General features: G+C 71.7%; 10 protein-coding genes and 9 pseudogenes. 8 read left to right on the plus strand and 11 right to left on the minus strand.

Annotated elements, in window-relative coordinates; translation table 11 throughout:
* Positions 1-580: 580 nt before the first annotated feature.
* The 4 genes and pseudogenes from FF86_RS37385 to FF86_RS64600 all read left to right on the plus strand — a co-directional run.
* Positions 581-885, plus strand: a 305-nt coding sequence (locus FF86_RS37385; RefSeq protein WP_396229716.1) for a beta-ketoacyl synthase N-terminal-like domain-containing protein, incomplete at its 3' end; no start/stop codon positions are given.
* Between the two features lies 1 nt (position 886).
* Positions 887-1,792 (plus strand): annotated as a pseudogene (locus tag FF86_RS00625) (beta-ketoacyl-[acyl-carrier-protein] synthase family protein); the annotation flags it as partial.
* A gap of 519 nt (positions 1,793-2,311) precedes the next feature.
* Positions 2,312-2,569: pseudogene (locus tag FF86_RS37390) on the plus strand (hypothetical protein); the annotation flags it as partial.
* A gap of 1 nt (position 2,570) precedes the next feature.
* A pseudogene (locus FF86_RS64600) lies at positions 2,571-3,385 on the plus strand (endonuclease/exonuclease/phosphatase family protein); the annotation flags it as partial.
* A gap of 438 nt (positions 3,386-3,823) precedes the next feature.
* Here the strand turns inward: FF86_RS64600 and FF86_RS64605 are convergent.
* Together FF86_RS64605 and FF86_RS61645 are read right to left on the minus strand one after the other, a co-directional pair.
* The gene (locus tag FF86_RS64605) at positions 3,824-4,210 is read right to left on the minus strand and encodes a hypothetical protein (protein ID WP_396229725.1); all 387 of its coding nucleotides are present in this window, start codon (positions 4,208-4,210) and stop codon (positions 3,824-3,826) included.
* A 15-nt stretch (positions 4,211-4,225) separates the two neighbouring features.
* A pseudogene (locus FF86_RS61645) lies at positions 4,226-4,459 on the minus strand (TetR/AcrR family transcriptional regulator); the annotation flags it as partial.
* An 88-nt stretch (positions 4,460-4,547) separates the two neighbouring features.
* Between FF86_RS61645 and FF86_RS00640 the strand changes: the two are divergent.
* Together FF86_RS00640 and FF86_RS64610 are read left to right on the plus strand one after the other, a co-directional pair.
* The coding region (locus tag FF86_RS00640) for a DsbA family protein (RefSeq protein WP_242417927.1) at positions 4,548-4,970 on the plus strand (423 nt) is incomplete at its 3' end.
* A gap of 19 nt (positions 4,971-4,989) precedes the next feature.
* Positions 4,990-5,164: pseudogene (locus tag FF86_RS64610) on the plus strand (DsbA family protein); the annotation flags it as partial.
* A 367-nt stretch (positions 5,165-5,531) separates the two neighbouring features.
* On the opposite strand, the gene FF86_RS63880 reads toward FF86_RS64610, so the two are convergent.
* The 7 genes and pseudogenes from FF86_RS63880 to FF86_RS00665 all read right to left on the minus strand — a co-directional run.
* Positions 5,532-5,841, minus strand: a 310-nt coding sequence (locus FF86_RS63880) for an FtsX-like permease family protein (protein WP_313954286.1), incomplete at its 5' end; no start/stop codon positions are given.
* A gap of 1 nt (position 5,842) precedes the next feature.
* Positions 5,843-7,781: pseudogene (locus tag FF86_RS63885) on the minus strand (FtsX-like permease family protein); the annotation flags it as partial.
* Positions 7,778-8,050 (minus strand): ATP-binding cassette domain-containing protein (locus FF86_RS37400; RefSeq protein WP_242417928.1); only part of this gene is annotated, 273 nt, incomplete at its 5' end. The pseudogene FF86_RS63885 and the gene FF86_RS37400, both read right to left, overlap by 4 nt.
* A gap of 1 nt (position 8,051) precedes the next feature.
* A pseudogene (locus tag FF86_RS37405) lies at positions 8,052-8,563 on the minus strand (ABC transporter ATP-binding protein); the annotation flags it as partial.
* Positions 8,560-9,084, minus strand: a complete 525-nt coding sequence (locus FF86_RS00660; protein WP_044883200.1) for a PadR family transcriptional regulator — start codon at positions 9,082-9,084, stop codon at positions 8,560-8,562. The pseudogene FF86_RS37405 and the gene FF86_RS00660, both read right to left, overlap by 4 nt.
* A gap of 205 nt (positions 9,085-9,289) precedes the next feature.
* The coding region (locus FF86_RS37410) for an SAM-dependent methyltransferase (RefSeq protein ID WP_242417976.1) at positions 9,290-9,463 on the minus strand (174 nt) is incomplete at its 5' end.
* 1 nt (position 9,464) lies between these two features.
* Positions 9,465-10,114 (minus strand): annotated as a pseudogene (locus FF86_RS00665) (SAM-dependent methyltransferase); the annotation flags it as partial.
* 120 nt (positions 10,115-10,234) lie between these two features.
* Between FF86_RS00665 and FF86_RS33010 the strand changes: the two are divergent.
* On the plus strand, positions 10,235-10,525 hold the full coding sequence (locus tag FF86_RS33010) for a hypothetical protein (RefSeq protein ID WP_128423245.1): 291 nt from the start codon (positions 10,235-10,237) through the stop codon (positions 10,523-10,525).
* On the opposite strand, the gene FF86_RS00675 is transcribed toward FF86_RS33010, so the two are convergent.
* The gene (locus FF86_RS00675) at positions 10,513-10,950 is read right to left on the minus strand and encodes a TIGR03618 family F420-dependent PPOX class oxidoreductase (RefSeq protein WP_011604801.1); all 438 of its coding nucleotides are present in this window, start codon (positions 10,948-10,950) and stop codon (positions 10,513-10,515) included. The genes FF86_RS33010 and FF86_RS00675 overlap by 13 nt on opposite strands.
* A gap of 233 nt (positions 10,951-11,183) precedes the next feature.
* Between FF86_RS00675 and FF86_RS00680 the strand changes: the two genes are divergently transcribed.
* Complete coding sequence (locus FF86_RS00680) at positions 11,184-11,894, plus strand: MOSC domain-containing protein (protein WP_044883197.1); 711 nt, start codon at positions 11,184-11,186, stop codon at positions 11,892-11,894.
* A 221-nt stretch (positions 11,895-12,115) separates the two neighbouring features.
* Here the strand turns inward: FF86_RS00680 and FF86_RS00685 are convergent.
* Positions 12,116-13,062, minus strand: a pseudogene (locus FF86_RS00685) (NAD-dependent epimerase/dehydratase family protein); the annotation flags it as partial.
* Positions 13,063-13,531 lie beyond the last annotated feature (469 nt).

Here is a 13,531-nt window from a genome sequence, read left to right on the forward strand (position 1 = left end):
GACGCCACTGGTCGCCGTGCACCAGGGTCACGGCGTCGTCGTCGTGCCAGTCGATCCGCAGCAGGTCCGGGGTGGCCAGCAGGGAACCGCTGCGCTGGTCCACCGCGCCGGCCGCCCTGGTCGGCCCGGGGGCACCGGGCGGGTGGATCACGGGGGGCTGTCCGAGTGNCGTCTGGGTCGCCGTCTGCGCCGCGCAGCGTGCCTCGCCGTCGGCCCGCCAGTGCAGCTCGGCCCGCAGGGAGGTCCACCGCTCGCCGCACGTGACCATCGCTTCCAGTGCGTCCCCAAGCAACGTCATGACCGACACCGTGACACAGGATGCGCAACCGGGTGATGCGGATCGGTGACCACGATGAAGGCGATCCGGCACGTACCTGCCCGGTCTCCACCGAGGCCTACGCGTGAGGCCGGTGCTCACGGTCGTCCTTTGTGGGAAAGCCACAAGGACAGGGCGCCGACCTCGGCGCCGTCAGAGCTGGGCCGGGCGCGGCGCGGCTGCGAAGGTGAACCCCGGACAACGGTAGCGGGACGGTGACATGGCCGTCCCGCGCCACCACGACAGCGAAGGGGAGACAGGGTGGTGCACGAGAAGATCGTGGTCACGGGGATCGGCGCGATGACCCCGCTCGGAGGTGACCTCGACACCACGTGGAGCGGGCTGCTCGCGGGCCGCTCCGGCGTCACCGTCCTCGAGGACGCCTGGGCGGCGGACCTGCCCGTGCGCCTCGCCGCCCCGCTGCCCGTCGACCCGGCGGCCTCCCTGCCCCGTAAGGAAAGCCGCCGGCTCGACCGCTGCGAGCAGATGGCGATCGTCACCGCCCGCGAGGCGTGGGCGCAGGCCGGCCGCCCCGAGGTCGACCCGCAGCGCCTCGCCGTCGTCATCGGNACCGGCTACGGTGGGGTGGCCTCCACCCTCGGCCAGCACCGCATCGTCGAGGCGGGCAACGCCCGCAAGATGTCCCCGCACGCGGTGATCATGCTGATGGCCAACGGGCCGGCCGCCTGGGTCAGCATCGACCTCGGCGCCCGTGCCGGCGCCCGCACCCCGGTCAGCGCCTGCGCCTCAGGCGCCGAGGCGATCGCCATCGGCCTGGAGATGATCCAGCACGACCTCGCCGACGTCGTCGTCGCCGGCGGCGTCGAGGCCGCCATCGACAACCTCCCGCTCGCCGCGTTCGCGCAGATGAGGGCCCTGTCGACCCGCCACGACGATCCCGCGGCCGCCTCCCGCCCCTTCGACGCCGACCGCGACGGCTTCGTCCTCGGCGAGGGCGCCGGCATCGTCGTGCTGGAACGGCAGTCCTTCGCCGCCGCCCGCGGCGCCCGGGTGCACGCCGTCGCCGCCGGCGCCGCGGTCAACTCCGACGCCCTCGACATCGTCACCGCCGACCCGGCCGGGCAGTCCCGCGCCATCAGCACCGCCCTGGCCCGGGCGGGCCTGGCGCCGACCGACATCGGCCTCGTGCACGCCCACGCCACCTCCACCCCGGTCGGCGACCCGCTGGAGGCCGAGGCGATCGCCCAGACCATCGGCACCCACCCGGCGGTCACCGCGACGAAGTCGATGACCGGCCACACCCTCGGCGCCGCCGGCGCCATCGGCGCGATCGCGACGATCTGCGCCCTGCGCGACGGCGCGATCCCTCCCGTGCGCAACCTCGACCGCCTCGACCCGGCGATCAAACTCGACGTGGTCACCGGCACCGCCCGCCACGACACCGTCCACGCCGCCGTCGCCAACGCGTTCGGCTTCGGCGGTCACAACGCCACCCTCGTGTTCACCGCCGCCTGACGAGCGACCACGCCTGACGGCCCACCACCGGGGCCGGCTGTGCCACCACGCCGGCCCCGCCCCCCGCCGTCCGTCTCACCGGGCACGGTGCGACGGACCGTTGCGGCGTGCCGTGCGCCTTCCCTGACCCCGATCCCGCGCACCGCACGCCGCGACCCGCCGCACCGCAGGCCTGATCCTGTCGGAGGGTCAGGAGTTCAGAACGCGGCTTCGCCGTTCTCCGGACCTGTGATGTCTTCGGCCGGTTCCGTATATGTGCGNCTTCCTGGCTCGCGTGCCAGCGACTTCCGGTGTCATCCCCGGGTCGTTTTCCTGGAATGCCCGCCCGGGCCGCATGCAAACCATCTCATCCGGTCATGCGCAGTATTTTTTTGCGCTGATCACCGCGGCGCGTCGCTTCAGTGGTTCGCGCGGACTTGATATTTTCCGCGTCGGAAGGATGCCTTGCCCTTGCGGCCTGTCGAGATCTCTTGTTTCTTGCATCATCTTTCGGAAGTTGAAGGACGTATGAGACCCTATATGCGGCGACGCCTCACGATATCGGCATCGGTGCTGATAGCCAGTTTTACCTTTGCCATGCCAGCACTGGCCGAAACGGAGCCGACCCAGCAACTCACGGTCAACACCTACAACCTGTATCTTGGCGCCGATCTCACCCCGATTGCCACCGCCCCGGACCAGCAGGAGCTAGTCCGTCGGACCAGGACCGCCTACAAGCACGTGCTGTGGGCCGACTTTCCGGCGCGGGCGCAGGCCATCGCGAAGCTGCTCGCCCGGNAGCAGCCCGACGTGCTCGGCCTGCAGGAGGTCGCACTGTGGAAAGAGGGCCCGATCGGTGGTCCACTGCATACTACTGTCGATTACCTGCCGATCCTGCTGAAGGCGCTCAAGAAACACGGCCTGGACTATGCGGTCGCCGCGGAGAACACCAACTTCTCCGGCCAGTTGCCGATCAGCGCCACCAGACAGGTGAGCTTCACCGACCACGATGCGATTCTGGTGCGAACCGGCATCCCCGGCAGGTGGCGAGCCAGCCATTCCGAGTCGCACGAGTACGCGGCTCGACTGACTGTCCCGACCGCGGCTGGGCCGTTCACGCTCCCGGACGGCTGGTCGGCAGTCGACGTGACCGCTCGGGGCCGGACGGTACGAGTCGTCAACACCCATCTGGAACCCGTCGACGCGCAGGTTCGTAACGACCAGGCGAAAGAGCTTCATGCCGCACTCGCCACCGCGGAACACCCGGTGGTCCTGCTCGGCGATCTGAATTCGCGACCGAGTGACTCCACCGGCCCGCATGGCCAGTTCACCCAGGGCGGATATACGGACGCGTGGGCGGCGATCCACGGCCCGAACAACGGCTTCACCGCCACACAGATCGAGCTCGATGCCGTACCCGCAGACCTTGATCGGCGCATCGACTACGTGTTGTACCAACCTACGCGTCCCGCGCACCCCGGCCTCGAACAGGTCCAGGCGGTGCGGGCGACCGTGATTGGCGACAAGCTACGCGACCGGACCCGTTCCGGGCTGTGGCCCTCTGATCATGCGGGTGTCGTAGCCGTGCTCGCCGTTTCCCCGCGGCGGCATTGACCCTGCACGGCATTGACCCTGCAATGTGTCGGTGGCGCACCGTAGCTCGCGGGAGGTGGTCTGGTTTCCCGTGCCCATGGCCGATCAGCCTGCCACCAGAGCTACGAGACGTCACCACTCCGCCGCGCGGCAGACAGGTCGTGGAGGCGGGTAGGCGTATCAGGTTCTGAGCGGGATCGGAACGGATCGTCTGGTCGGGGATCGTCTGGTCGGGGATCGCGTGGTTGCAGAGGATCCCCGACCAGGTCGTGGCCGGGTGGGACGAGGGTCAGCCGCCGCCGCGGCGGCATGCTTGGAGAAGGGCGTGGTTGAGGAGGGTCGTCTCGTCGCCGCCGCGTACTCCGGCGAGGCAGACCAGGACTCGAGGCGCGGCATGTCCGCGACGCGGCCAGCACCGCGACCTTCGCATCAGGCAGGGCCGCCGCTGAAAGATCCGGGTTAGGCCTCTGTCCGATCCCACACCGCGGACACCGGCGGCAGCGGAGGACCGTCGCTCCGCCAGGCCGCGAGGAAGGTGGCCACGAGCCGTGGCCACGCCGCTGTGGCCGTTTCGGCGTCAGCCGCGATGAGGCCGTTGACCGCACGGAAGAGCATGAGCAGGTCGCTGCAGTGCATGTCCGGTCGCACAACCTTGGCGTCCAGTGCGTTCTGAACGATGGCCTGCAAGTCTCGGTAGGTCCGATCGAGGTCTTCTCGAAGCGCGGCGGTGCCCAGCCCGGGCGAGGAGAGGACCTCGGCGAAGGCGCGATCGGCGATCTGGCGTTCCACCACGAAGTGGGTGTACGACGTCAGGGCCCCCCACGGGTCGTCCTGGGATCGGGCCAGTTCTGCTTCGGTCCNGGCGACGTACTCGGCCATCTGTTGCCCGAGGACGTCCGACGCGAGCTCGTCTCTGCTGCTGAAGCGCCGGTAGATGGTCGCGCTTCCGACTCCGGCCTCCGCGGCCACGTCGTCCAGTGACACCGACAGGCCGTTCTTGGCCAGCAGCCGCGCCGCGGCAGCCAGGATGGCGGACCGGTTGCGTTCCGCGTCGGCCCGCAACGGCTTGCTCGGGCTGCTGCCGCCGGTAGTCACGCGCCCATCCTAACCTAAGTGGACGATCTTCCCCACTTCGTGGTAGCTTCCTATGTGGGGGAAGTTCCCCACATAGGCAGGGAGCGATATGAGAACTGTGCGCGCCGACATGTGGACCGACCTCGGATGCCCGTGGGGCTACGTGGGGCGTCGTCGCCTGGAGCTCGGGTTCGAGCAGGCGAACCTGAACGCCACGTTGGACCTGAGACTTCACGCGTTCGAGCTGGACCCGGGTTCCAGGACCACGACGATCTCCATCCCGGAGATCTTCGTGAAGAAGCACGGCGGCACCATCGACGACGCCATCGCTGCCGAGAGGCGGGTCGCCGGCCTCGCGAACGACGTGGGCCTGCCGTTCACGACGGACCGACTTGCTTCCAACACACACGATGTCCTGCGCGTCCTGCAGCTCGCCAAGACCCACGGGCTGGAAGCGTCCTGGTTCGCCCAGCTCCAGCAAGGCTATTTCGGCGGAACCATCAACCCGTTCGATCCCGCGGAGCTCACCAGGNCGGCCGTGGCCGGCGGCNTGGACGCCGACGACGTGTCGGACGTGCTGTCCGGCAACCGCTTCAAGGCCGAGGTGGCACGCGACCGCGAAGAAGCACTCGACCGAGGTGCGACCGGCGTGCCCTACATCGTCATCGACAACCGCGTCGTGCTGGCCGGCGGCGCGACGGTCACCGACTACGCCCGCGCCTTCACNTCACTGACCACCCAGGTCTGACCACCCACCTCATGCACCCCGAAGGAAAGTGGAGTGCGCGGCGAAGGACGCTCGTAGAAGTCGGCGAGCGCGGCNAGGTGGTTGTTGACCGTGGTCGGCTTGCGACGCTCGGCCTTCAGGTGGCGCTTGAAGTCGCGAACGGCACCATCCCTGGCTGAGGGGTGGACCAGCGGGGCACCGAGCACGTCGACGGCGCNGCCGCACCAGACGCTCCCGACAGTAACGAAAACAATACCCACAGGCGCGAAGTTGTCGATCGTCGGCAGTGATCGACGCCCACCGCCCCCCCTTCTGGCACGACAGAAGGGGGCTGGCATCGTGGCGAAACGGCGTGCGCGGTGCCGGTCAGTCGCTGCGGGCGGCCTCGGGTCCGGTGATGCGGCGCAGCAGGGGGAACGTGGCGGCGAGGACCGCGAGCGCGGCGAGCAGGCCGGCGAGGACGATGAGATCGTACTCGCCCGCGGGTGGCCGGAGCGTCTCGTGGAGCTGGGAGCGTAGGAACAGGCCGGCGGCGAGGAATCCGGTGCCGATCGACACGACGGTGAGGACCAGCAGCGGCAGCGCGCTTTCCAGCAGGATGACGCGGCGCAGCATCCCGAGGGGGGCGCCGGCGAGCCGTAGCAGGCTGAAGGGTCGTCTGCGGTCGTTGAGCCCGNCCACCACGCTGACCGCCAGGCTGCACCCGGCGATCGGCAGGCTGGTGAGGATCACGACGTTCGCCAACTGCTGGTAGGCGGTGGTCAGCCGCCTGCCGCGGTCGAGGTCCTCGGCGATGGTGACGGACAGGTAGGCGGAGGGGTAGGCGAGGTCGAGCACGGTGCGGGCCCGCTCGACCGCCGCCGGCCCGTCGGTGTCCACGGCGAGGGACTGGACCGGAAGGTGGCGCAGACCGTCGGGGGACAGGGCCGCCGGCCGGACCATCCCGGCGTGGTCGCCGAACCTGGCCTCGAAGTCGGTGCTGAGGGTGGCCGTGTCCGAGCCGGCCGCGCAGCGGCCGAGCGCCGGGGTGCCGGACAGCTCGGCGCAGGAGACGACGCCGATCAGCGGGTCGACGCGCCCCGCGCCGGGAGGCCGATGGATCACGGTCACGCCGCGCACGCCGGGGACCCGGCGCAGATCGCGCAGCAGGGAGGCCGGGATCGAGGCGATGTCCTGCGGTCCTGCGGGGGTGTAGGTGGTGAAGCGGTCGATGAGGGTGTGGCGTTGCGCCGGGCCACGCGCGGCGACGTGGTCGCGCGTGCCGGTGGTGCCGTAGGCGTTGATCGTGGTGATGATCCCGACGGCGACGCTGGTGACGAACAGGGCCAGGGCGAGACCGGCGACGGCGCGGAAGCCCGCCTGCGGGTTGTCGGCGAGGCGACGCCCGGCGATGAGCACGGCGGGCCGCTGGGCGCGCCGGGCTGCCAGGCGGGCCCCGGCGTGAATCAGCCACGGCCCGACGACGATCAGCCCGATCATGGTCAGCAGGATCCCGGACAGGTAGGCCTGGACCTGACCGGCGGTGCTGGCGGGCTGGCCGGCGTGGACGAACCACACGAGTTCGCCCAGACCGGCCAGCAGGGGCAGGATCCGCCAGGCCCGTGGGGGGCGGGGGGTCACCTGCCGGGTGACGCCGAGCGGGGAGAGGGTCACCCGGCGCAGCGCCAGGCGGGCCGCCGCCGCGGCGGCGATCGGCACGCCGAACGCGACCAGCAGGATGTCGGCCAGGTTCAACGACAGGTCGGCGGTGTAGAACCGTTCCCCGGTGAAGGGGATCGGCGCGAGCGCCGGGCGCAGCAGGGCGAACAGCCCGAACCCGGCGGCGACGCCACCGACCGCGGCGACGCTCGACTCGACCGCCGCGATCACCGAGATCTGCCGCGGGGTCGCGCCGACCAGGCGCATCGCGGCGAAGCGCTGTTCGCGGCGGGCCGCGGACAGCCGCGTCGCGGTGCCGATGAAGATCAGGACCGGGAACAGCAGCGCGGCGGTGACGACGGACAGGACGAGGTCGATGCCGTTCGCGTTGATGCCGACGTCGAGGCACTGCCCGCTGCAGCCGCTGGGCGGTGTGGTGGCGATGGCGGTGACCTGGGTGGCCTGCGGTGTCCGCGCGAGCTGGTCGGCGCGGCGGCCGACGACGAGGATCAACGAGTCCGGGGCTGGCAGCGCCGCGGGGCCGAGGGTGCCGATCTGCCGACCCGGGTAGCGGGCGGCGAGTTCGGCGGGCGGGGTGGTGCGCAGCAGCGTGGCCAGCGCCGGGGAGGCGTAGAACTGGCCCGGCCCGGGCAGGCGGGTCAGGCCCGGGGGCAGCGGTGGGTGCGCGCCGGTGGGGGCGAGGTCGATCCGGCCGATCTGCCTGCCGTGGAACTCGTCGACGCTGAGCAGCCACCACAGCGGATCGGCCGCACGGCCGGCCGGCAGTGTCGCCTCGTTCGACGCGGTGCCGGTCGCGAGCCAGGCGTAGCGGGCGTTCTGGGTGTCGACGGCGTTGATCCCGGCGAGGGTGGCCAGCAGCAGGGCGGCGCCGAGGGCGACGGCGCCGGCGATGAGGGCGAGGCGCACGGCCGCCTCCCGGCCGCCGCGCAGGGCCAGGCGCAGACCGAGTCGGATCACGACGCAACCGGCGCGGGCGGGACCGGGGCGAGGTCGTAGGAGGTGACCGTGCCGTCGCGCACGATGATCTCGCGGTCGGCGTAGGCGGCCACGCGCGGCTCGTGGGTGACGAGGATGACGGTCGTGCCCTGCTCGCGGGCGGCGGCGACCAGCAGGTCCATGACGTGTTCGCCGGTCAGGGAGTCCAGCGCGCCCGTCGGCTCGTCGGCGAACAGGACCTGGGGGCGGGCGACCAGGGCGCGGGCGAGTGCGACGCGTTGCGCCTGCCCNCCGGAGAGTTCACCGCAGCGCCGGGTCCGGGTTGCGCCGAGCTCGAGGCGGGTGAACCAGGTCCGGGCGCGGGCCAGCGCCTCGGCGCGGGGGATGCCGCGCAGCAGCAGCGGCAGCGCGACGTTCTCCTCGGCGCTGAGTTCGGGGACGAGCTGGCCGAACTGGAACACGAACCCGAAGCGGTCGCGGCGCAGCGCGCTGCGGGCGTTCTCGCGCATCGTGTCCACCCGGCGCCCGTCGAGGAGGATCTCGCCGCTGTCGGGGAGGAGAATGCCGGCCAGGCAGTGCAGCAGCGTCGACTTGCCCGAGCCGCTGGGCCCCATGACGGCCAGGATCTCCCCGGCCCGCACCGTGACGCTGGCGCCGCGCAGCGCCGGCGTCGGCCCGAACGCCAACGTCACGTCCCGTGCCTCGATCAACGCTCCGGCCGCGTCGGATCGCGCCCGGGCGGCGGTCCCAGCGGACCCAGCGGTCTGGGCCGTCCCAGCGGTCTGGGCCGTCTCGGCGGTCATGCGCGCACCGCCGCGGCGAGCGCGTCGAGGCGGGCCGCGGTCAGCTCGAGCCAGCGCAGATCGGCCTCCAGATGGAACAGTCCGTGGTCGGCCAGCAGCGCGTCGACGAGGCCGCCGGTCCGTTTCAGCGCGGTCAGCTCGCGCATCCGCTGCAGGTGGGCGGCGCGTTGGCGGTCCAGGTAGCCCTCGGCGGAGCGCCCCGACATCAGGGCCAGCACGACCTTGACGAACAGCACCGTCTGCAGGTGGGGCTCGGGTGCGACGGGCTCGTGCAGCCACGCCTCGACCTCGCTGACCCCCTGCTCGGTGATCACGTAACGCTTGCGGTCGGGCCCGGCGCCGGGCTCGGCCTCGCCGACGAGGACTTTTCCGTCCCGGGCCAGGCGGCCCAGGGTGGCGTAGACCTGGCCGAACGGCAGGGGCTTGCCGCGGCCGAAGTAGGCGTCGTAGTCGCGTTTGAGGTCATAGCCGTGGCTCGGCTCTCGCTCGAGCAGGCCCAGCAGGGCCATGGGGACTGTCACACCCCCATGTCTACATCGGGTGTATACACGCGGTCAATAATGCCGTCGCNGGTCGCCTGGCGGGCGCGGGGCGCCAGGTTGTCGGCGGTGCGATCGGGACCGGATCGGGTCCGAATCGGGTCCGGAAAGAACGGCTCCCCGATCGCGACGTCGTGGCCATCGGAGCGCTACGTCGTCATCATGACGAGTGGCGAACAGTCCCCGATCACGCTTTCCGGGCGACCCCGCCGTAGATGCCGACCTGCGCGTCGCGCAGCGTGGTGGACCGGTCGTCGTCGGGCCGCCAGTGGTGCGCGAGGAGCAGGCCCGGTTCGATCAGCTCCAGTCCGTCGAACAGGCGTTCCACCTGGGTGTGGGTGCGGAGCTGGAACGGCAGACCNCGCTTGCGGTAGGCGGCCGCGAACTCCTCGGCTTCCGGGTCGAAATCCGCGGTCCCGTGGGTGAGGACCAGATAGCTCCCCGACGGCAACGCCTCGACGAGGCGACGCACGATCGCGTGGGGATCCTCCTCGTCGGCAACGAAGTGGAGGATCGCGACGAGGGACAGGGCGACCGGCCGGGCCAGGTCCAGGGTTTCGCGCAGCTCGGGCGAGTCGAGGATCGCGGCCGGGTCGCGGATGTCGGCGTCGATGTAGGCGGTCTGGCCCTGCGGCGTGCCGGTGAGCAGGGCGCGGGCGTGGGCGAGCACGATCGGATCGTTGTCGGCGTAGACGACGCGGGCCTCGGCGACGATGCTCTGGGCCACCTCGTGCAGGTTCGGCGACGTCGGAATCCCCGTCCCGACGTCCAGGAACTGGCTGATCCCTGCCTCCGTGGCCAGGTAACGCGTCGCCCGCGTCATGAAGGCCCGGTTCTCCCGGGCGGTCACCCGCGCGTTCGGAAACGCGGCGATCGCCAGCTCGGCGGCCTCCCGGTCGGCCGGGAAGTTGTCCTTGCCGCCGAGGTAGTAGTCATACATCCGCGCCGGGTGCGGCAGATCCGTCCGCAGCGTCGTGCCCGTCGAGCCCGTGTCAGCACCTGGGTCCGCCATCGCCCTGCCCCCTCACGCTCAGCCCCCTCACGCTCATGCCATCAGACGGTCACCCTACCGGCAGGGAACAGGGCAGACCGAACGGATACACACGCATCGTCCCGACCTGGTTCCGGTTCCGTGTCGACGGAGCCCACCGCCCGTCCGGCCTGGCGACTGCGGCGCCGCTGCGTGGCTCGACGATGCTCCCGGCGACTGCGGCGGGTCGCCGCGTCGACGAGCAGAGCGATCATCCAGGCCGGCGGTTCGACGGTCATCGCCCGCCACGACTTCGCCTGCGCGAGGGTCAACGGCTCGCTCACCCCGGCCGTGCGCATCGCGCTCGCGACGACGCGAACCTGCAATCCGAGTGTCCCCGCGACCCGGATCGAGCAGAGCGCACGGTCAGCACCTGCGGGTCAGGGGCCGTAGATGCGGGTGGGGGTGAGGAACACCGCGGTGCGGCGCTGTTCGGCCATCACCCGGTCGTAGGTGTGCCAGTCGTCGTGGGTGCCGCCGGCGGCGAGGAAGACCTCGCGCAGCAGCAGCCGCAGCCGCACGGCGTCGACCCCCGGGCGCGGGTCGTCGGGGCCGATGATCTCCGCGACGCCCTCGACGGTGGCCCACCGCCAGCCCGAGCGCACGGTGGCGCTGGCCTGCGGGCGGGCCCGCAGGTGGGCGAGCTTGACCGCGCCGTACGTCACGAACGCGACGACCTCGATGTCGGTCAGCGGATGGCGCATGAAGGCGATGTTGACGACGGATGCCTGGATGCCGCCATCGTCGCGCAGCGTGGAGATGACGGCGAGGCCGCTCTCGGCGCGGCTGAGGGCGGCGGCGTCCTCGAAGCTGGTCACGGCTTGTTCGCCCTTCGTCGCGATGGCCCGGATCCGACCGTGCGGCCTCGTCACTGTCCGTCCTTGTGGTAACGATTTCCACCGTATAGCTCTGCCCGGGGTGACCGGTGTCGCTTGCAGGTCGCAGGGTGCGGGGTGCGGGTGGCGACGGCGGGCGGGATGTGCCGGTGCCTGCGGCGACGTAGAAACGCCCTGGTGGAAAGTTCCGCGGGGGGCGGGGTCGGGAGGCTGGGATGAGTGGTGTGCACGGCCCGATCGGTGGGGTGCGAGGCCCACGGGTGGTGTCGGTCAACGTGGGTCTACCCCGTGCCGTCCCCCGCGGCACCGGCGGTGACGGCACCGGCGACGGCGGCGAGGTGATGACGGCGATCTGGAAGGAGCCGGTGGCCGGGCGGGTCTCGGTGCGCCGGCACAATCTCGACGGCGACCGGCAGGCCGACCTGGTCAACCACGGCGGTCCGGACAAGGCCGTCTACGCCTACACCCGGGAGGATCTCGCCTGGTGGGCGGGGGAGTTGGGCCGCGACGTGCCGGTGGGGGCGTTCGGGGAGAACCTGACCATCGCCGGGCTGGACGCGGCCGGGGTCGTCGTCGGCGAGGTGTGGTCGATCGGGTCGGCGCGGCTGCAGGTCGCCCAGCCGCGCATCCCGTGCTTCAAGCTCGGGATCCGCTTCGCCGATCGCAGCCTGCCGAGGCGGTTCGCCGCCGCCGGGCGGCCGGGGATCTACCTGCGGGTGCTCACCGAGGGGGAGCTGGGCGCCGGCGACGCCATCGACGTCACGCCGGGTGCGCCGACGGCGGTCGGGGTCAGCGCGCTCGCCCGCGCCTACCACGGGCACGACGCGGCGCTGGCCACGGCGGTGCTGGGCGCCCCCGACCTGCCGGCGTCCTGGTACGACTGGGCCCGCGAGCGCACGGCTCCGCCGCGCCGCCGCCGTTCCTGACGCAGCACCGACGGCCGACAGCCGACGCCCCCCGCCCGGTGGCGGTCGTCAGGCGGGGGGCGACCGGCTCTCCTTGCCGGGCGGGTCAGCCCACCAGCTCACCCAGGAGCCGGCGTTCCTCCGGCTCGCTGAGCCCTTCGTCGCCCGGCGCCGGGCCACCGCGGGCGGTGTCCCACGCGAGCGTGTCCGCCAGGGTCTGCGCGAGCGGGCGGATCGTCAGNCCGGCGGCGATCGCCCGCGACACGTCGATCTGGTTGATGGCGGCGCACCCGGGGACGGCGATCCACAGCGGAATCCCCATCCACGGGTTGACCCCGGCGATGATCAGCCGATCGCTCGGCACCCAGGCCGGCGTGCCCGTCGCGCCGGCGAGGGCCTGGCAGGCCTGGAAGAACGCGGCGAACGCCAGCGGCCGGCCGGTCACGTTGAACACTCCGCCCAGGCCCGCCGCCGCCGAGCGCAGGGTCCAGCTCGCCAGGTCCCGCACGTCGATGAACTGCGCGAGGTCCGTCGGGCCCCCGGGCAGCAGGATGCGCCCGCCGCGGGCGAACCGGCGTGGCCAGTAGGCGAAGCGGTCCGTCGGATCATGCGGTCCGACGATCATGCCGGGACGGACGATGAGCGCCCGCGCCCCGAAGGCGTCGCGGACCAGGCGCTCGCAGGCCGCCTTGCGCGCCCCGTAGAGCTTCTCGGGCGGCGTGCCGTCGCCGAGTTCCAGCAGGTCGCCGTCCTCGTTCTGCGCAGTGTCCTGGTCGGCGAGGACCGACACCGAGGAGATGAAGACGTAGTGGGCGGCCCGGCCGTGCAGCGCCTCGACGGCGCGCCGCACGACCTGCGGGTCGTAGCCCGCGACGTCGATGACGATGTCGAAACGGCGCTCGGCGAGAGCGGACAGGTCACGGGTACGGGTGCGGTCCCCGAGGACGGTCTCGGCCGCGGCGAACAGCCCGGGATTGGTCTGACCGCGGTGGAACAGGGTCACCTGGTGGCCGTCGGCCAGCGCGGCCTCGACGAGGGCTCGGCCCACGAAGCGGGTGCCACCGAGGACGAGAATGCTGCGCGGTCGGGAGATGGTGCCTGGCATGATGTGCGACTCCGGACGAGGTGTGGGTGGTCCGGGCCACGGCGGTGCGCAGACCGCCTCAGTCGGTGACCCGGATGGGGGCATCGCGAAACACGCTCACCGCACCCATAGGACCGTCATCTCCCTCAGGTAACTCCGACGGCGACAACCATAGCAGCGCCGGGCGTGACGGCTGCGGCGGTGACGCCCGTGACGGCGAATCATCGCGCACGACGGCAAGGGNTCATCGGACATTCACGGTGACGATCCGCATTCCGCCTGTGCCGCAGGGGAACGTGTGATCCATGCCTTTGACTTTGATCACCGGAACCTTCCGGGTGGTGGGCGCCTCCCCGGACGGCGACTCGGTCCGCTTCTACCCGCACAATCCGCAGGCTTTCCGCCGGGCGGGCATCACGGTGAAGGCCAACCGGGCGGGTGGAGTGCAGCTTCGCCTGGACGCCATCGACGCACTGGAGACGCACTACACCCCGCCGCACGGCCGGGAATGGCATCAGCGTGCCGAGTTCGGCCGGGGTGCCGCCGACGCCCTGCTGCACGAACTGGGTTTCAC

The organism is Frankia sp. CpI1-P, from assembly GCF_001421075.1.
GTDB classification, from domain to species: domain Bacteria; phylum Actinomycetota; class Actinomycetes; order Frankiales; family Frankiaceae; genus Frankia; species Frankia torreyi.

Excerpts from the sequence above, each read along its gene's own strand:
- FF86_RS00680 (WP_044883197.1), top strand. The coding sequence starts at position 11,184 with ATGAGTGGTGTGCACGGCCCGATCGGTGGGGTGCGAGGCCCACGGGTG.